Origin of the sequence: Vallitalea longa (assembly GCF_027923465.1) — a bacterium.
Classification (GTDB): Bacteria; Bacillota; Clostridia; order Lachnospirales; family Vallitaleaceae; genus Vallitalea; species Vallitalea longa.
Genome location: NZ_BRLB01000005.1, coordinates 211955 through 232926, shown reverse-complemented (window position 1 = coordinate 232926; position 20972 = coordinate 211955). Strand labels below are relative to the sequence as shown.

The 20972-nt window shown below is 30.1% G+C and carries 17 protein-coding genes; 4 read left to right on the top strand and 13 right to left on the bottom strand.

What is annotated here, in order from left to right; translation table 11 throughout:
• The first annotated feature begins 283 nt into the window (after positions 1-283).
• Positions 284-1879 (top strand): peptide chain release factor 3, encoded by a 1596-nt coding sequence (locus QMG30_RS11465; protein ID WP_281815474.1) that lies wholly within the window; start codon positions 284-286, stop codon positions 1877-1879.
• A gap of 511 nt (positions 1880-2390) precedes the next feature.
• Positions 2391-3131, top strand: a complete 741-nt coding sequence (locus tag QMG30_RS11460; RefSeq protein WP_281815472.1) for a sugar phosphate isomerase/epimerase family protein — start codon at positions 2391-2393, stop codon at positions 3129-3131.
• A 48-nt stretch (positions 3132-3179) separates the two neighbouring features.
• Here QMG30_RS11460 and QMG30_RS11455 read toward each other — a convergent pair whose 3' ends face one another.
• The 6 genes from QMG30_RS11455 to QMG30_RS11430 form a co-directional block, all read right to left on the bottom strand.
• Positions 3180-5462, bottom strand: a complete 2283-nt coding sequence (locus tag QMG30_RS11455; protein ID WP_281815470.1) for a glycoside hydrolase family 65 protein — start codon at positions 5460-5462, stop codon at positions 3180-3182.
• 63 nt (positions 5463-5525) lie between these two features.
• Entirely contained in the window at positions 5526-6362 is an 837-nt protein-coding gene (locus tag QMG30_RS11450) for a carbohydrate ABC transporter permease (protein ID WP_281815469.1), read from the bottom strand.
• Positions 6362-7237, bottom strand: a complete 876-nt coding sequence (locus QMG30_RS11445) for a carbohydrate ABC transporter permease (RefSeq protein WP_281815468.1) — start codon at positions 7235-7237, stop codon at positions 6362-6364. The genes QMG30_RS11450 and QMG30_RS11445 overlap by 1 nt, the downstream gene beginning before the upstream one ends.
• 88 nt (positions 7238-7325) lie before the next feature.
• Positions 7326-8597 (bottom strand): ABC transporter substrate-binding protein, encoded by a 1272-nt coding sequence (locus QMG30_RS11440; RefSeq protein ID WP_281815466.1) that lies wholly within the window; start codon positions 8595-8597, stop codon positions 7326-7328.
• A gap of 228 nt (positions 8598-8825) precedes the next feature.
• Positions 8826-9797 (bottom strand): LacI family DNA-binding transcriptional regulator, encoded by a 972-nt coding sequence (locus QMG30_RS11435; protein WP_281815464.1) that lies wholly within the window; start codon positions 9795-9797, stop codon positions 8826-8828.
• A 147-nt stretch (positions 9798-9944) separates the two neighbouring features.
• Positions 9945-11423 (bottom strand): sensor domain-containing diguanylate cyclase, encoded by a 1479-nt coding sequence (locus QMG30_RS11430; RefSeq protein ID WP_281815463.1) that lies wholly within the window; start codon positions 11421-11423, stop codon positions 9945-9947.
• A gap of 279 nt (positions 11424-11702) precedes the next feature.
• Between QMG30_RS11430 and QMG30_RS11425 the strand changes: the two genes are divergently transcribed.
• Entirely contained in the window at positions 11703-12230 is a 528-nt protein-coding gene (locus QMG30_RS11425) for a 4Fe-4S binding protein (protein ID WP_281815462.1), read from the top strand.
• A 136-nt stretch (positions 12231-12366) separates the two neighbouring features.
• Here QMG30_RS11425 and QMG30_RS11420 read toward each other — a convergent pair whose 3' ends face one another.
• The 5 genes from QMG30_RS11420 to QMG30_RS11400 all read right to left on the bottom strand — a co-directional run bounded on the left by QMG30_RS11420 (position 12367) and on the right by QMG30_RS11400 (position 17316).
• Positions 12367-13206, bottom strand: coding sequence for an exodeoxyribonuclease III (locus QMG30_RS11420; RefSeq protein WP_281815461.1), 840 nt, complete (start codon positions 13204-13206; stop codon positions 12367-12369).
• A gap of 231 nt (positions 13207-13437) precedes the next feature.
• Positions 13438-14199, bottom strand: coding sequence for a sugar phosphate isomerase/epimerase family protein (locus QMG30_RS11415; RefSeq protein ID WP_281815460.1), 762 nt, complete (start codon positions 14197-14199; stop codon positions 13438-13440).
• Positions 14200-14227: 28 nt separating this feature from the next.
• Entirely contained in the window at positions 14228-15385 is a 1158-nt protein-coding gene (locus QMG30_RS11410; RefSeq protein ID WP_281815459.1) for a Gfo/Idh/MocA family protein, read from the bottom strand.
• 12 nt (positions 15386-15397) lie between these two features.
• Positions 15398-16249, bottom strand: a complete 852-nt coding sequence (locus tag QMG30_RS11405) for a sugar phosphate isomerase/epimerase family protein (RefSeq protein WP_281815458.1) — start codon at positions 16247-16249, stop codon at positions 15398-15400.
• A 20-nt stretch (positions 16250-16269) separates the two neighbouring features.
• Positions 16270-17316 carry a Gfo/Idh/MocA family protein gene (locus tag QMG30_RS11400; RefSeq protein WP_281815456.1) on the bottom strand — a complete coding sequence of 349 codons (1047 nt, stop codon included), beginning with the start codon at positions 17314-17316 and terminating at the stop codon, positions 16270-16272.
• 226 nt (positions 17317-17542) lie between these two features.
• On the opposite strand from QMG30_RS11400, the gene QMG30_RS11395 reads away from it, so the two are divergent.
• Positions 17543-18394: a helix-turn-helix domain-containing protein gene (locus QMG30_RS11395; protein ID WP_281815455.1), complete on the top strand. Its 852-nt coding sequence runs from the start codon at positions 17543-17545 to the stop codon at positions 18392-18394.
• A 70-nt stretch (positions 18395-18464) separates the two neighbouring features.
• Here QMG30_RS11395 and QMG30_RS11390 read toward each other — a convergent pair whose 3' ends face one another.
• Positions 18465-19625, bottom strand: coding sequence for an ABC transporter permease (locus QMG30_RS11390; RefSeq protein ID WP_281815454.1), 1161 nt, complete (start codon positions 19623-19625; stop codon positions 18465-18467).
• Complete coding sequence (locus QMG30_RS11385) at positions 19626-20966, bottom strand: ABC transporter permease (protein ID WP_281815453.1); 1341 nt, start codon at positions 20964-20966, stop codon at positions 19626-19628.
• Between the last annotated feature and the right edge of the window lie 6 nt (positions 20967-20972).

Below are 20972 nucleotides of genomic sequence, written 5' to 3'. Positions count from 1 at the left end.
TAGGCTATCACATGCCTCTCTCATTGTAAATGGTACGCTACGCCAAACTAGATATTAAAAAAATACAATATATCTACACTATAAAATTTTATTTGAAAATACCGGACATTTAATATTGCAATTTATAATATCACTATTTTTTTCAAATAATAATTGACAGTTGCAATATAAAAGTATAACATCAATAATGTTAACTTTTTTTAAAAAATCGGTTAAAAAATTAGGTAAGGAAAGTGTAACTTTCTCATACATCTACTAAATAATTTGATAAAGGAAGATTAGAATGGTAAAGGACAAATTAAATTTTACTAATGAAGTCAAAAGAAGAAGAACTTTTGCAATAATATCTCACCCAGATGCTGGTAAAACCACACTTACGGAAAAATTTCTACTATACGGTGGAGCTATTCGTTCTGCTGGTTCAGTAAAATCAAGAAGATCTGCTAAATATGCTGTTTCAGACTGGATGGAAATAGAGAAGCAAAGAGGTATTTCTGTTACATCTAGTGTACTTCAATTTGAATATGATGATTTTTGTATTAATATATTAGATACTCCTGGACATCAAGATTTTAGTGAAGATACTTATAGAACACTTATGGCAGCCGATAGTGCAGTTATGGTAATAGACTGTTCTAAAGGTGTTGAGGAACAGACTAAAAAACTTTTTAAGGTTTGTAAAATGAGAGGCATCCCAATCTTTACTTTTATAAATAAAATGGATCGTATGGGAAAAGACCCTTTTGATTTATTAGATGATATCGAAAATGTACTTGATATAAAGTCATGTCCAGTTAATTGGCCTATAGGTTCTGGAAAAAATTTCAAAGGTGTATACAATCGTTCCGAGAATAAGATTGAGGTATTTAATGATGGTAACCATGGACAATCTATTGCCAAAACAATAACTGGAGATTTAACTGATGATAAATTTACTGAACTATTAGGTGATGATTTACATGAACAATTGAAAAATGATATTGAATTATTAGATATTGCTGGAGATAACTTTAGTATTGATGAAATACAGAATGGGAATTTGACACCTGTATTCTTCGGAAGTGCCCTTACTAACTTTGGAGTGGAACCATTCCTAAAATCATTTTTGGATATTACTACTCCACCGAAAGCACGTCCCAGCAACTTAGGTGATATTAATCCAGAAACATCTAATTTCTCAGGATTCATCTTCAAGATTCAAGCTAATATGAATCCTGCTCATAGAGATAGAATAGCTTTTCTTCGTATATGTTCAGGTAAGTTCGAAAAAGGTATGATAGTTAATCATGTTCAGAAAAACAAGAAAGTGAAACTAGCCCAGCCACAACAATTTGTCGCACAAGACAGAGTTGTAGTAGATAACGCTTATCCAGGAGATATAATAGGAATACATGACCCAGGTATTTTTAATATAGGAGATACATTATGTCAAGATGGATCTGGTTTGAAATATGCTGGTATACCACAATTTGCACCTGAACATTTTGCAAGAATCTCTACACTTAATTCTCTTAAAAGAAAACAGTTTTTAAAAGGAATCACACAATTAGCTCAAGAAGGTGCCATTCAAGTATATAAACGTCCTAATATCGGTTTGGAAGAATTGATTATCGGTGTTGTTGGAGTCCTTCAATTTGATGTATTAGAATATAGATTGAAAAATGAATACGGTGTAGATGTTTCTAAACAACTGCTACCTTACAAACACATTCGTTGGATTGCTAATGAAGACTATGATACATCTAATCTATCATTAACCATGGATTCAATGTTAGTAGAAAACAAAGACGAACAACCTGTAATACTGTTCCAAAACGAATGGTCAATCAGACATATATTAGAACGTAATAAAGATATAGAATTACGTGAACACTCTTAAATCTTTCTAATAATTTACCCTAAAACGGATTTATAGATATAATCTTATCTTCTATCCGTTTTAGAGCAAATAAATAGTAATAAATTCATTAATTAACTTTCACCCTATTTGAATTATTACATTATCATTTTATCTATTCCTTAGCCATAAATCCTAATGGTCAACAATTCCATAATCTATTAAATACACACCATTTCGCCGATTCATTATGTATCCTATTATCTTGATTATCTAGATGATACATTATTAATAACAGTAAATAATATTATCATATATCTTTTTTGTAATTGACATGTTATAATTATTATCCTTGCGACTTGGAATTAATTTTTAAAACATATTGTAAAACAACCTCATTTGATATAAAGTAGAAGAGTATTAATTTTATAAAATCAAAGTTACTAGAGTTATTCACAATTTAATGGAATTTATAAAAGTTATACACAATATGCATTAAGATATTAACAGATAGTAAGTGCGTATAATATTTATAATATCAGGAGGTATTTGTATGAATCTAAAAATAGCTTTACAGCTGTACACAGTAAGGAATGAATGTAACAAAGATTTTATTGGTACATTAGAAAAAGTAGCTGAACTTGGTTATGATGGTGTAGAATTAGCTGGTGTTTATGGATTGACCGCTGAGGAATTAAAAGTAGAATTAGACAGACTTAATCTAACAGTCATGGGAAGTCATATAGGTTTAGAAGAATTAGAGAAAAACCTAGACGATATTATCGAATATAATAAAACAATCGGTAATTCTTTCATCATTTGTCCTTATGCAAAATGTGAAACAAAAGAGCAATTAGAGGAATTAGCTAATAAATTAAATATTATCGGCAACAAGTTAAGTGCTGAAGGATTACAACTATTATATCATAATCATTCACATGAATTTGAAAAGATAGATGGCATTTATGGTCTTGATTTATTGTTTGACCTAACTAAGAATATGCTAATGGAGTTAGACACACATTGGGTAGAACGAGCTGACCTGGATGTTATAGATTATATGGATAAAAATAAAGATATACTGAAATTAGTACACATAAAAGATATGATTGAAATAGATGGCAAAAAAGATTTTGCCGCAATAGGTGAAGGTACAATGAATATTAAAGGCATTCTCCAAAAAACTGTTGAAATAGGTTGTTCATGGGTAATTGTAGAAAACGATCAACCAAAACCTACAGGTATTGAAAATGCTACTATCAGTATTAATAACCTTAAAAAGATGTTAGATTAATACACTATCTCCAGCCACTTTCTAAATGGCTGGAGATATTAACAGTTGTTATCTTTTCAATTCTAATTTCTCTTCTTTATTGTATATTACTATTGGATCACCATTCAAAAGTTTATATTCAACACCTTTTTCATCAACACTAACAAGTATTTTTCTCCCTTTGAACGAAATCCTGAAAGAATAAGAAGTCCATTTTTCAGGTAAGTGAGGAGAAAATCTCAGCATCCCTTTTTCTTCTCTCATACCACCAAATCCAAAAATTATAGACATCCATGTTCCAGCCATATTAGCTGTATGAACTCCCGCAGTAGTATTATTATGTATATCATCTATATCAGTTCTTACTGAATGAATAAAATAATCATATGCTTTATGGTAATAACCTAATTCATTAGCCATTATGCTAAAGATACATGTTGATAATGAAGAATCATGTGTAGTTATTTTTTCATAATAATCATAATCTCTTTTTTTTTGTTTATCATCAAACAGGTCATTAAGTATAAATTCCAATAGAATCAAATCAGCTTGTTTACAAACTTGGGCTCTATAGATATTAATAGGATGGTAATGCATTAGCAACGGATATTTACCTTTGCTTTTTTCAAAATCCCATGCTGGTTTTTGAAAAAAACTATCATCCTGTGGATATATTTTTTTATCTTCGTCATAAGGTATATATATATTAATATAAGCTTCATGAAACTTATTAATCTCAACTTCATCTATATTTAGATTATCTGCCAATTCTCTATACTTCAATGGATATTTGTTCTTCAAGAATATTACAGCTTCATAGGCATTTTTTAAGTTGTTCGCTGCCATAAAATTAGTATATACATTGTTATTTACTATAGCTGTATATTCGTCAGGTCCAGTGACACAACAAATATGGAACTTACCATCATCATTGAATTGTCCTATTTCCAACCATAATCTAGCCGTTTCTACCAATATTTCAACACCTTTTTCAACAAGGAAATCTTCATCTTCACTAGCTTCAATGTATTTGCATATAGAATATGCTATATCAGCATTTATATGATATTGAGCTGTTCCCGCAGGAAAATATGCTGAACACTCTTCTCCATTAATGGTTCGCCATGGATACAAGGCACCTTTATCATATTGCATTTCTTTTCCACGTTTTCTAGCTGCTTCTAACAGATTATATCTGTATTCTACTAATTCTTTTGCTATGTCTGGATTGGTATATATAAAAAAAGGAAGAATATATATTTCCGTATCCCAGAAGTAATGCCCTTCATAGCCTTCTCCTGTTAGACCTTTTGCAGAAATATTAGTAAGACCATCTCTTCCTACAGATTGTAGCAAATGATACATGTTGAATCTTACACCTTGTTGAACAGAATCATCACCGTCAATACTTATATCAGAATTATACCAGAATTCATCTAGATAATCTTTTTGTTTACATTTATAAAATTTATAACCATTGTCCATCACTTCTTTTAGTAGAATTATTAAATTGTCACTTGTGATTTTTTCTATATTGTCTTCAACATATTTATATGTCTTGTATAATACATACTTCTGAAGTATAATAGGTTCATTCTTCATAGCTTTCACATCATATGTATGTGACACCAATTCATTATATTCTGTGTAAGAAGTACTGCATTCACCAGTACAATCCAACCTGTTGCTCATGACACAAACTAATCCTAGATCAGATGATTTTGTTCTAGAAATTATTTTTCCTATATTATCATCTATACTTGACTTAATTACTCTCAGTTCATCTCCATTAAATTCAACACCTATTCTTGGATCATTCTCCTTAGTGATATTTTTTACATTCCCATTAATAGAAGAGATGATTTTAATGCTACCATCAAAATTAATAGGAGTAATCTTAACTTTTGATAATAGAAGATGCTTTTCATAAAAGCTTATCAACCTCTCACTTTCAAAGGATATCTCATCACCTCTTGGAGATATCCAAGTTAACTTTCTAGTCAAAACACCTTTTCTGAAATTGATTTCTCTAATATAATCTTTTGTTGTACCTTTCTCTACATTGAACAATTCTCCATTAATATATATGTCTATTTTTTTGCCATTGGTAACATTAAGCATAGCATGACTTCTACTTGGATACCCCTTATATTTTTCTCCATATGATAAATCATAGTAATCATAAAATCCATTAATGAATGTTCCGTCATATTCTTCAAGTTCTAATCCTTCTTCGAAATTTCCTCTAGTTCCAATATATCCATTTCCCAACGCAAATAAAGTAGCATTTAATGAATACTTAGTAGTATCAATTTCTTTTTCTGTAAGTCCCCACACATTTATGTCATTCATGTTGTTCACTTCCTATTCTTACTAACATGTCTATTACTTCATCTATAACTATTGTGTAATTGATTATTTGACTGCTCCAGCTGTAACACCTTGTATAATATGTTTTTGTGCAAAAATATAGAATATGATAACTGGTATGATAGTAAGGACAAGTCCTGCCATAGCCATATTCCATTGAATAGTGAATTCACCAAAAAAGTAAAATGTCGATAAAGGTATTGTCCTAAGAGATTTACTTGATAATATTAGTGATGGAAGCAAGAAATCGTTCCATATCCAAATAAGGTCAAGTATAATTACTGTTACAGTTGTTGGTTTTAATATAGGAAATATTATGTTCCAGAATATCTTCCATTTATTACATCCATCAATAGTCGCTGCCTCTTCAAGAGATATTGGTATACCTTTTATGAATCCATGAAATAGAAACACTGCCATACTTGTTCCAAAACCTATGTACATATATATAAGACCGAATCTGGTATTCAACATCTGAAAAATAGTATTTTTTGATATGAATCCCATGAATTGCATAAGTGGCATCATTACAGCTTGAAACGGAATCAACATTGTTGCAATAAAAGTAAAGAATATTATTTTACTAATAATATGTTTGGTCCTGACTAACATCCATGCAGTCATAGAAGCTAGTATTATAATGAATCCTATACTTAGAACAGCAATGAGTAGTGAATTTGAAAATGCTTTTATGTAATCCATTTTTTCTATTGCCCTTTTAAAAAACACAAAATCGAACTTATCCGGCAAAGCTAAAACATTATCATACATCTGAGCTCTATCTTTGAACGCGTTAACAATCATTATGTAAACTGGTAACAGATAAACGATACCAAGTAACAAAGCCAATACCTCAATAATTAATCTCTTCATTTTGTTCATTACATCTCAACCTCTCTTTTCTTGCTTAAATATACTTGAACCAAGGTAATCAAAGCCACAAAGAAAAAGAACATTACTGCTTTTGATTGTCCATATCCGAAGTTCTTGTAACTGAATATCTCATTATAAACATTCATAGCAAACATCTCAGTCGAGTTATAAGGTCCTCCACCAGTTAACGATAAGTTGACATCATATATCTTGAAGGAATTGGATAAACTCAGAAATAAACTTACAGTAAATGCAGGTGTAAGAAGTGGGAACATAATACTTTTAAATCTCTGGAAATATCCTGCTCCATCAACTTTTGCTGCCTCTAATAATTCTGTAGGAATACTCTGTATTCCTGTAATATATATAATCATTATATAACCAGCCATCTGCCAAGTACTAACTAGGATTATGGCAAATAATGCAAATTTCTCATCTAATATCCAATTAAAAAATATATTATCAAGTCCTGTAGAACTTCCTATTTGTTCAAACACTTTCATGAATATAAACTGCCATATGAAACCTAATATAAGTCCTCCAATAAGATTAGGCATAAAAAACATAGTTCTTAAGGTATTTCTTACTTTAAGTTTTTGAGTAACCAAAAGTGCAAACAATAATCCTAAAACATTAATGATCAATGCAGCTATTAATGTATATTTGACAGTTATCCAAATGGATGAAATAAATCTTTCGTCAGAAAACATATTGATATAATTGCTGAAACCAATAAATTTTTTCTCATGTAGAGCCATTCCATCCCATTCAAAGAAAGAGTATACAATTCCCATACTAAAAGGTATTAAGACTACTGTTAAAAAAATAAAAACTGTCGGTAATGTAAACACTGCGAACCACATTTTCTTTTTACTTTTTTTCATGGCTACCTCCTAAATATTATGTATAATAGATTGGTTGGAAAGCAATCTTTTCCAACCAATCTAATTAATGCTTTTTCATTTGTGCTTTTTATTTTGTTGCATTTTCCCAAGCTTTATCTAGTTCTTGTAAAAATTCATTACCTGTCATTTTCTCATTTGAGAAGAATTTCTGTGTAGCTGGAACAAAATCATTATTGACAATTCCTGCTGGCCATATGTTAAATACCCAAGGTAATGTTTTTCCAGAAGCAGTATACTCTGCAACTTCTTTTCCAAGAGGGTCTAGTGTATCTGTTTTCATATTGGTCATAGCAGGTATAAAACCGAATTTATCAACTATATATGATTGACCTTTTTCACTTGTAAATAACCAATCTAAGAATTCAAGGGCGGCTTTTATCTCATCTTCGGAAGCACTGGCATTAATTCCCCATGAATTTGGAATTCCAACACTTATTTTATCGTTTCCATTCACAGGCATTGATAAAATACCCATATCAAAATCTATATCGTAGCTATCAAACATACCATAAGCCCAGTTTCCTTGGTGAATCATTGCAGTTTTCCCAGTAGCGAAATCACCAGTCTGAGTATCATAATTAATCTCTAATGGATTCACTCCTTCACTTTTTATAATTTCCATAAATTTAGCCCATTCTTCAAAAATAGGATTACCAGTCATTTTCTTAGTACCATTGGTCAATTCTTCAACAAAGGCTTCTGGATCATCTTGAAGTGCAAATGGAACATTTAATATATGTGCTATCAAGAAATATGCTTCTTTTGTTAAACTCACTGCTTGAACATCTGATTCTTTCAATTCTTTTAATGTATTAGAAAAAGAATCATAATCTGTTATTTTTGAAGCATCTACTAAGGATTTATTATATACAAATCCAAATCCTTCAGCACCATATGGTATACCAATCAATTTACCATCTTTACTCCTAACCTCCATACCTGGAGCTATGTACTTAACGTATTCTTCATTGGATAGATCATACAGATAATCACTTAAATCTTCTGCTTCAGTACCAACCCCAGCAGAAAGTATTGTAGGTCCTTGACCAGCACCTAGTTTAGTTTGAAGTTGAGTCATATAATCATCACCAGTTGTACCCCATACTTCAACTTCAACACCATCTGTCATGTCACTGTATTCTTTTGCCAATTTTTCTAGTTGTTCTGTTATCTCTACTTTCGATTGAAATATAGTTATTGTTACATCTTTAACTTTTGAACCAGTAGTTTGTGTTGTATCTGTAGATTGAGTATCTGAAGCAGACTCAGATTTACAACCAACTGCAATTGTTGAAATGATCAAGATTGAAACTAATATGACACTTATTTTCTTTAACATTATTATTTTGCCTCCTTATTATATAAAACGTTTTACAATTTATAAAGCAATAATATCACTATAAAAACAAATTGTCAACTATGTTTTTATATAATATAGCCAATAATATTGTAATATATGTTATTTTTTTGTTATTTATACACTCACAAATATATAGTTGCAATATTATTTTGAAATACTTTTATCTTTTAATAAAACCTTTTATTAAAAAGGCAAAATTTTTTTTTGTTATCTACTTGTTTGTCTCCATCTTATATTTGCTTGTATTTTATTAGGTATTATGCTTTCTTCATGTTCCACTAGTATTCTGAATAATATAGTAGCTGCGTACATACCCCACTCATATTTTGGAGTTGATATAGTGGTAAGATGTGGTTCTAGATAATTAGCCAACTCAATATCATCAAATCCTATTACACTTACATCTTCAGGAATTCTTATATCTGATTCTTTAAAAGCTTTTATTACTCCTATAGCCATATTGTCATTTGCACAGATCACTACTTCTGGTATGTTCTTACTTATAATCATAAGTTTAGCTGATTGATAACCACTTTTTTCTGTAAAATCACCATGATAATAATTCTTAGATATAAATTCAATACCTTTTTCATTAAGCGTATCTTTCATGCCTTCATAACGCTCTATATTATCTTGAGTATGTTCAACACCACTAACATAAGAAAATCGAGTATATCCTTTTACAATCAATTCATTAACCAAATCACGCATGGCTCTATAATTATCTACAACCACTGAATAGATATTTTTTCCCTCTAGCTCTCTATCTAGCACAACAATAGGTAATTCATCACTTACTGCTGACAATATCAACTCATCTGAAACATTTTTATCTAAAACCATAGCTCCATCAATAAAACCATTTCTTAGAAATTTTTCTATTGAATGATGAGCACATATTATTAGGTCATAACCATTGTGTACCACACAGTCATTTATTCCCTTTATTATTTGGAAATAGAAATTCCTGTCGAATTCACTAAAACATAAAGCAACTGTTTTAGTTCGTTTAACTTTCAGATTTCTAGCCATAGTATTTGGGTAATAGTTCATTTCTTTTGCTATCTCCACTATACGCTTTCTTGTTTCTTCGCTAACATTTGCTCTACCATTAAGTGCATTAGATACAGATGATATGGATACATTCGCTTTTTTAGCGACATCTTTAATGCTTACCATATAACATCACCTTTCATAATTTTAAATTTTGTTTACATTAGATAATTGTATCATAGAAAACATATTCATGTCGACACAAAAAAATTAAAGAGGTATACCTCTTTATGAATCATATCAAATAATCAAAATAGAAGATACCATGGACCTTCATTTTATTTTAACTTTATTCCTACCGCTTTTCTTGGCTTCATACATGGCTTCATCTGCTCTTTCTATAATATCTTTTAAATGTAAATCATTTTTCTTCATACTTGTTAATCCGATACTTACATTAATGCTTATTCTACCTTTATGAGTATCAATATCCATTTCTGATATTTTGGTTCTAAGATCTTCTGCGGCTATAAAAGCTTCCATTTCTCCTATATCCATTATTATTGCAGCGAATTCTTCTCCTCCAATTCTACCGAAGATTGCATTTTTCCCTAGTGACTTCACACTTAAACGTGCCATGTTCTCAAGGACCATATCTCCTATACGATGTCCATAATTATCGTTCACGCTCTTAAAGTAATCAATATCTAACATAAGAACATTAAATTGTCGATTCTGCTTCTTAGCTAAATTGAATTCATTCACTGCAAGCTCCATGAAATAACTCCTATTATTAGAACCTGTGAGAGAATCTGTTCTAGCTTGTACTTTCAATTTGTTTTCATTGAATTTGTATGATACTCCTTCAAAAATTATGGTTAATAACAATAGTGTTGCTGCTATACTGAATACTATCAATATTATCTTTAAGAATTCTCTAATATCTTGATCTATATCCTTTTCTGAGATTAATTGTATTATACCCCAATTGTTCAATACGATTTCTTTATAATAAATATAATATGTATCATTCATATATATGATTTTCTTGTATTCTTGGCAATTATTATCTATAGAGCTAATACTATCTATGAGTTCATTCTTGAAATCAATATCATATTGGCTATCACCCACATAGGAATAAATATATTCTTTATTTTTATTAATCAAGAAATTCATTCCTTTTTTCCCTACGATATAATTTTTCATTATCTTAGGTATCTTTTCTAGATTAATATTTATTCCCATATAGCCGATAATATTAGAATCTTCCCGGAAAGCTTTTACTATCGATACAACCTGTTTGGAATTACTATATTCGGTATATGTATCAGTCAATATTACATCTGTTGAATTAGCAGCCAGATCTCTCCAAGGTCTTTTATATATATCATAATTCTTGTAATCTATATTATTATGGGCATCCAAATAAAAGTTAGCTTGTTCATTAGCTATCCAAATATTATCTATACCATCATTCAATTCTATAATATTATTAAAAGTTTTTATGATCTTTTTATATAATATATTGGTAGTTATATCTTTTCTTGTCGTCACTTCCTTGAGATATATTCTTATATCTTCATTGGCTTCTATTGTATTCAATATTATTTTGTTTTTCTCAAAAATATCTGATATATCTTTATTAACAAGTTGGGATTCAAGACGTATTTCCTTAGTAACATTACTGTGAAACTTTTTAGCAGTTTGCCGGTAGACAAAAATTGATGATAAACTAAATACAATAAAAACTATTATAAAACTTCTTATAATAATTTTAAAATTTAAGTTAGACTTAAATTTCCCACCCATATAATCGCCCCTAGTCCTAGTCTTATCATACTATTATATTAGGTATAATTCATTATAGTAAATATAATTTTAACATAATTTTACAATATTTTCAACTCTAATAGAATATATATAATGGTAAATTAGTATATAAATTAATCTATTTAATATAAAATTTATTAATTTAGAAGGTATTAAATTATCAATTAAATCAATATAAAAAAAATGAAATTATTGTTGACTATATCTATATATTTGAATATAATAATATATAGATATTAATAAAAGGAGTAAAAAATTATGAAAAAAGATAAAATCAAAGGTCATCAGGGATGGAGTTATATAATCATAATCGTTTTTTTTATATTAGGTATAGTCGACATAAGATTTGGTATACTAGGATTAGTTTGTATGGGAGCACCTATATATCATGCTCTTAGAGGTAGAGGAAAAATTCACTGCTCCAAATATTGTCCTAGAGGTTCATTTCTTGGTAAATTTCTTAAGAAAATATCAATAGGATATTCTCTACCAAAGTGGTTAAGAACCAAAAAAGCCAGAAACATTATACTGATTATCATGATTTCCGTTTTCAGTACTGTACTGACTTATGCCATCATCACTCATGGTTTCCATTTTGTAGTTATCGCTAAAGTGTTTTACAGATTTATGTTGATGTCATTTATCGTTGGTATCATCATAGGTATAATATTCAAACCTAGAAGCTGGTGTCAGATATGTCCCATGGGTCATGGATGTACACTAATCAAGGATGCTAAAGATAATAAATCAATAAAAGATAATCCTAAAATACCTGCTACTGATTAAATTATATTCTAAAATGATTATACTTACACTATACTTCTTAGTTTAGAATTCTTTTAATAAAAGCACTTATTATTATCTGTTCAGTGAACGAAACCAGAGTAATAATAAGTGCATATTTCTATTACAAACATTTTCATTATCTTATGTCAAGCTCTAATTGTCCCTCACAATCATCATTTCTGCTGTTTTCATTATTCAAATCATTTTCTGGTAAATCAAATTCCATATTCAGCTCTAATTGAATAGGGCAATGATCAGAACCTAGTATGTCTGATAGTATATCAGCACTCTTCAACTTATCCTCTATTTTTTTAGATACATTGAAATAATCCAAACGCCATCCTACATTGTTCTGTCTAGCACTAAACATATAAGACCACCAAGAATAAGCATCTTCCTTGTCAGGATTAAAATATCTATAAGAATCAATAAAACCAGCGTCCAGTAGATTAGTCAGTTTATTTCTTTCATCTATTGTGAATCCGGCATTTTTTACATTAGATTTAGGATTTTTTAGATCTATTTCTTTGTGAGCAACATTCAAGTCACCACATATCACTACTGGTTTAGTCTCATCTAATTTAGTTATATACCCTCTAAAATCATCTTCCCATTTCATCCTATAATCCAATCTGAGAAGTCCTCTTTTAGAATTAGGTGTATAAACATTAACTAGATAGAACTCATCGTATTCAACAGTTATGACCCTACCTTCATGGTCATGTTCTTCTATACCTATTCCATTCTTAACCGATAATGCTTCTTTCTTAGAAAATACAGCTGTTCCTGAATATCCTTTTTTCTCTGCATAATTAAAATACTGATGATATCCTTCAAGGTCTAGCTCTATTTGTCCTTCGGAGATTTTAGTTTCCTGCAAACACACAATATCTGCATCTACATCATTAAAAAAGTCTAAAAAACCTTTTTTGATACACGCCCTTATACCATTAACATTCCAAGATATTAGTTTCATGATGCTCTCCTTTCCCACAATTATTATATTTCATATTAATAATTTTTTATCTATATTCAACTTTCACACTTTAATCTCTATACAATGAAAAGCAATTACCTACTATAATCCGATTAAAGTAATGAAGTTGAATTAATTATATACTATGAACATGTGAAAAGCAAAGTAAATCACCATAAAACATCCTCTAAATTTTGCCTATCTATATATTATCTAAAATACTGTCTGACCTTATAATCCATGAACTTCTTTTAGATAATTTCTACTTATAGCCAAACTTTCAAATGCTTCAATTTCTCCTGAATCTCTTTCAATAGCAGCATATTTGACTCCTGCTCTATTACATGCTTCAATTATCTTATACCAATCAAAATTACCTGAGCCTATTTCAGCAAAATATTCTTGGTTGTCTTTTATGCCATAATCCTTAAAATGGACTACATCTACTTTTCCCTTTAATTTATCTATCCAACTTACAGGATCAGCTCCACCTGATTGAACCCAATATGTATCCAGTAAGATTTGAACACTATCATTAAAACCTTCTGCCATAATTTCCATAAAAGTTTTACCATCAACTTTTTCAAATTCGAATCTATGGTTATGGTATGTGAAAGTCAGACCCTCATCAGAAACTTTTTTTCCTATTTTATTAGCCCATTCTATGAACTCATTTATGTTTTCTTTATTCCTGTATTGTTCTGGCATGGCTCCTATACCGATATATTGGCAGTTCCACATTTTATGATATTTGATCAATGATTCCAACTCATCATTCAACTGTTCATAGCTCATATGGGTAACACATATTTTCAAACCATATATTTTTATCAATTCATTTATGAAATCAGCTTTTTCATCATCAATGTATCCCGCTCCTGATAACTGAATATAATCGTATCCCATTTCTTTTACTTTTTTAAAAGTCATTTCCATATCTTTTTTTGTTCCCAAAAAATCATGTACTGTATATAATTGCGCTGCAATCTTCATAATAATACCTTCTTTCATAATATATTGATTAAAATGTTCCCTTAACATCAAGTACCACATCTTTATTGTCTTTACTTACTACCGAATTCTTGATTTTATCTTGTAACATATCATAATAGAGATCTTCATCAATTGGTAGGTTCACCCAATCATCAATCCATGCCGATAAATGCATTGCATTAGATATTGTAAGTCCCCTAATGCCTTCAACACCAGGTGCAATCAGTTCTTTACCATCAAGTATAGCTTCAACTAGGTTGGTTAGAATAGCTACATGTTGCTGAAGCTCATTAGGTTTTACATCAATCTCACACTTCCAACATTCAGGGTTACCGAAGCCTCCCGTAAATGTTGCATTAAATTCTCTCTCTGAAACCCTTAATCTCCAGAAAGTTATTTTTCTATTTTCAACAACTATTTTACCTCTATCTCCACTTATTTCAAAACGATTAGTTCCTGGTGCATCACTTGTAGATGTTACAAATACTCCAGTAGCCCCGTTAGCATATTCCATATATGCTGTTACATCATCTTCCACTTCAATATCATGCATTTTACCAAATTGACAGAATGCTCTGATTCTCGTAGGCATACCACATATCCATTGCCATAAATCAAGTTGGTGAGGGTCCTGATTAAGTAATACTCCTCCACCTTCTCCAGCCCAAGTGGCTCTCCATCCACCTGAGTTATAATAGCTCTGTGGCCTATACCAGTCAGTAATAATCCAGTTGATTCTTCTTATTTCACCTAATTCTCCATCATCTATCAATTCCTTGACTTTACTATAGTATGGATCGGTTCTTTGATTGTACATAATAGCAAATACTTTATCTGTCTTCTTGCTTACTTCATTCATCTCTCTTACAGCTTTTGTGTAGACTCCTGCTGGTTTCTCGATAAGAACATGTTTATTGGCTTTCAATGCATCAATGGCAATAGATGGATGGTCATAATGAGGTGTTGCGACAATAATCGCATCTATATCCTTATTCTTCAACATATCATGATGACTACTGTAACATGTGACATCAGGATATAATTCTCTGCTCCTTTTTAATTTATCTTCATTAATATCACACACTCCAACTAATTTACCATTTTTCACTTTACCTCTATATATGGATTCTGCATGACTAGAACCCATATTACCAAAACCTATGATTCCAAAACGTACTTCACTCATTTTTATCCTCCTCTATAATCTTTTCAATAAATCTCTTAGAGCATTAGCAGCAACATTGAATTTAGCCGGTCCGCTATCTTCTAGACCCTCACTGACATCACCTTGTTCAAGTTCTGCAAAACCTTTGAAGTTACCTAAGTGAGGTTCTAATGATAAAAATCCTTCGTATGAAGTCTTCTTGACTTCCCTAAGTATTTTCAGTATTTGACCATCACCATAACCAGCTGGTACAACTTTATGTCCTTCATAAAGGGCATCTTTTATATGTAAATATACTATTTCTGATTTCAACAAGTTATATGCTTCCATTAAATCCTTTACATCACATTGAACGAAATTAGCAAAATCAAATATCAACTTGAACTGAGGACATTTCAGAGCTTCTGTCAATTCCAGACATCTTCTTGGAATATCTCCATAAATACTTTTTTCATTTTCATGTAGTAGAATGACATCATAGTTTTTGGCTGCATCCAAAAACATCTTCCATCTTCTGATAACCTCTTCTCTATAATTATCTGGGTTATCTCCTTCTGGTATGAAGAAACTAAACATTCTTATATATTTTGTATGAAAAATCTTGGATAATTTTAGAACATGTTTGAATTTTTCTAGATGAGGTTCAAAAGGGTCAGTTATCTTGATTTTACCTATTGGTGAACCTATAGCCGAAACCCCTACCCCTCTTTTACCAAGCTTTCTTTTTATTTCTCTTGCTTCTTCAATAGTGAGGTCTGCAACATTTTTGTCGTTGACACCACGTATTTCCATATAGTTGACACCATTCTCTTGTAGAACATCAAGTTGAATATCTATATCCATACTAGCTTCATCAGAAAAACCTGTTAATATAAATCTACTCATCATGTCACCCTCCTGTTTCATCAATCAACATTGCAAATATTGTCTTGATATTTCATTTTGTAATATGCATTGTTTCTACTGGAATTGTATATACCTTGTACTATCTCTAACGCTTTTAGACCTATATCTATATCTATATCAACCTTTTCTTCTTTCATTAATCTATCATACACATGATTAATAAATATCTTATGACCGTTTCCCCAATAACTTTTGGATCCATTAGGTTTCTTGTCTGCTACTATTTTCTGTATATTTTCATTTTCTCGCAACCATAATGTATCGTTATCCAATACAAGCTTACCTTTATCGCATATTATTTCGATTTCAATAGGTGAATTGGCAACATAATTATTACTACCATAGAAAAGACCGACTGCACCGTTTTTATATTTCAATGTAGCATCTGCCGTATCCTCTACTTCTATGACTTCATTAAGTATCCTCGTATCTATGTGTCCTTTTATTTCTGATATTTCACCTCCAAGCCACTGCATCACATCAAGAGTATGTATGGCTTGATTAATCAATAATCCTCCCCCTTCTGTTTTCCATTTTCCTCTCCACTCATCTTGATCGTAATATTCTTTATCTCTTTCCCATGTAATAAAAGCTCTTAACCCTTTTATATCACCCAACATATTAGAATCAAGTATTTCTTTTGCTTTCAATAATGATGGATTATATCTATTCTGGAAAACTACAGCTATTTGTTTATTCATCTTAATAGATAGTTCTTTCAATTCTTGAACATCTTCTAATTCAATTCCTGCTGGTTTTTCTAGAATGACATGTTTAGAAGCAAGTATTGCTTTTTTTGCCATTTCACAATGTAAATAGTGAGGTGTCAGGATATGAACCACATCAACTCTTTCATCTCTTAATACATCATCTATATTCACTGAGAATTCACAATTATATCTATCAGCTAAGCTTTTGACTTTTTCTTCATTAATATCAACTAAATACATCAATTCCACTTTATCATTATGAACTACAGTTTCAATATGGTTCGTAAATATAGTACCGCATCCCACAATTGCAATTCCTATTTTCTCAATACCCATTTACTCACTCCTTACAATCACAATAAATTTTTGATTTTCTATAGTTGAATTCTATAATATTATTGTAAAATATTCTATGAAAGTATTGCTTTATATATTGCATATATTGCTGTATAATTATATTGTATTTATAAGTATTTGACTCAACTTTTCTCATCAATAATTTATTGCAGTCAAATAAAAAGGGGTACCTGTTGTAAGTAATCAATGGAAAGTAGGTAATATTGTGGATAAATACACTCTAATTAAACAAGAAATGGATTTTATTTATTTTCATGCAACCTCATCAGGTTCCTATGATATCCCTCTTCACACCCATGATATTTATGAAATTTTCCTATGTATCAGTGATAATATTAATTATTATGTTGAAGACAAGGTATATAAATTAAATAAATATGATATAGTCATAACTAATGATAGAGAATTGCATAGACCTTTTTTAAGAAATAAAAATAAATATGAAAGGAAAATTATCCAATTCAGACCAGATTATCTATCTATTCTGAATTCAACTTATGATAATCCAATAGAACTTTTTAAAAAACGCAAATCAGCAAAAAACAATCTCATTAAAGCATCTCTAACTCTAGAGAATAATCTGCTCTATTACTTTATGGAGATTGATAAATATTATAAGAAACATTCTTCGGAATTGATGGTGAAGACGTTACTTCTACAACTTATAATAAAGATTAACTCTATAATATTTGATTCCAGCAAGACTAGAAATCATACGAAATCAGACCCTAAGATCGTATCCATACAGCAGTATATCAACGATAATTTAGATAATAACATAAATTTAGATTCGCTATCAGACAAGTTTTATATCAATAAATATTATCTATGTCACCTATTCAAAGAAAATACAGGAATAACGATAATAGAATATATCAATATAAAACGTATAGAAAAAGCAAAACACCTTCTATTAGAAGGTATTCCGGTTATAGGAGCTTGTTATTTAGCTGGTTTTAATGATTATTCCAATTTTTATAAAAAATTCAAGAAGATTGTAGGATTATCCCCTAAAAAATTTGTAGCGGATTATACTCATATATCAAAGTTACCTTAATTCTACTAATATATATATATATATTAATAAACCAATATAACAAGTTCCGATTTAGATTTTTTTTTTCATATTAATTTTTCATACGTATAAATCTAGTACCTAATATTAGATATACTATACCCATCAAGAGTAAAACCAATACAGGTGTAACTACCGCATCTATTCCATGACCATACATTATCATATCCTTAATTCCTTCCAAAGCCCATTTTTGCGGAGTAAGGTTAGCTATGAATAATAATGTCTTTGATTTAATCATCTCCAAAGGCCACATACAACCACCTAACATAGATGTGCTTACTGTAATTACAGGAACTATTGCTGATAATTGCTGCTGTGTCTTGAAAAATGATGATATAAATAATCCAAGGCATGTAACAGTAAATATAAAAGCTCCTAATATCAATAATATTCCAAGGTCACTTTTACCCCAATCTACATGGAATAAATATTTTCCTGCATAAACCATTACAAATATATTCAAAAAACCAACAATGAAAGTTGCCATCAGATTTCCTGATAATATAGCACTATTTTTTATGGGAGATACTAATTGTCGTTGCCATACATAGTTCTTCTTTTCTTCTATAATGGTTCCTATTCCGAAGAAAACCAGGAACATTGAAAAGAACAATGAAAATCCAGCTAGAGATTGCTTTAGGTTATCGTATCCATCATAAGTGCTATCTATAAACGAAGAATCAATCTTATAAAAAATTCTTTTATCCTTCAGCTTTTCTAGATCATTCATAATATTTTTGCTTAGTAAATCTTTATCTATCTCAATATTTTTGCTATTAAGATACTCATAAGTAATATCTGTAAGATTTATATTATTACGGAATGTCATAACAGCTGACTGTAATAGATTCTTAACCATCATTATATCAGTAGTTTCATTAATATACATTATAGATAGATTAATGTCGTTGTTCTTGCTTTGATTGAAAACTATTGCCGATATTGATTTTGAATTCTCTACATCACTTTCTGCTGCTTCATAACTGGTCTCTTCTATTTCTATATTATTACTATCCTTTAACTTGGAAATCATCATTCTGCTTATATCACTATCTATATTATCTACAACACTCACTTTAGGTTTATTGTCGTCAGAAGTAAATGAAGCTCCAAATATATAAGTGAAGATTAACATCATTGCAATAAAGCAAAGTAATAATGGTAACTCCTTTTTACAACCCAAGATTTTGACTTTTAGGACTGCAAACATCTATATTGCCTCCCTTCTTGTATTTATTATAATAGCAGATATTATTATGAATATGGCACCAGTACTAACCAAAATAGCATAATTGCTTAGCATGTCAATGAATTTATTGTTTCTCATAATACCTGTATATATTTTTATTACAACTCCACTAGTAGAAAGATAAGATAACTTGTTCATGAAAGCCGGCAGAGTCTCTACTGGTACAAAACTTCCTCCTATCAATGCTAGAAACTGAATGATTCCTAATTCAAATACATTAGCGAACTTATAATTTCCAGCAATCAGGGTTATTGTCGAAATAAAAATACCTAATCCACCAATAGCCACACTACTACTGATTACAGTTAATAAGACAAGTCCAATATCTCCCCAATCTATTTTTAATATAATACTAGAATATAATATCATAACTAATGACTGTAACATTGATATTACGAAGATCATTGAAAAATTGCTTACCATTATTTTGCTGAGTGGCACTCCTGCTACTCTATTCCTTTGATAAGTTATATTATCTTTTTCTTCCAGTAACAGTCTTCCACCATTACTGGCACTGTATAATATGAACATCGCCATCATAGCCACAGCATAGTATTGAAAACTTGTGATGTTCTTTTTTCCCTCTACGGTGATTCTCTCTATAGAATAATTATCTGAAACTTTATCATTCAATTGTTCCATCAAATATTCTATTCCTTCAAATGCAGTCTCCATATTGCTCAATCTCTGAACTTGATCGGTGAAAACCTCTTTATCCAAACAATAGTTATTCATGGTTTCACTGAATCCACTAATGATTTCTTCAACAACACTACCTCTGATATAAGAATCAGTATGTTTAATTACTTCTATATCAACTATATTTCTTATAGGTAAAATATAATTCATATATGTGTTATATATATAATTCTCAGGTAATATGACTACTGCATCTATTTGTTCTTCTTCTAACATTGCTTTTGCATTTTCTTCATCCTCAATAGAATAGGACATAAGTTTTTTGACACCATCCGAATCTAGGAATTCAAAAAATATATTTTCTACATTGTAATCATCACCAATAGATAAAAGACTTTTTCGGCTCTTTTCATCTATTCCATTAGCAAAAATACCATTTTTCATAGTCTCTTGAAATCTTTCAATATCTTCTTCTACATTATATTTCTTTACAACCGCAACATTAACAGAACCTATAGAAGATTCACTATCCCCAAACATATTACTTAGGGAAAATCCCAATATGGTCATAAGAACTATAGGCATCAAAATTATGATAGCCAATAATTTTTTATCATATATGATCTTTTTAATATCTTTGCTTATAATATATATAAGTTTCAAATTAGG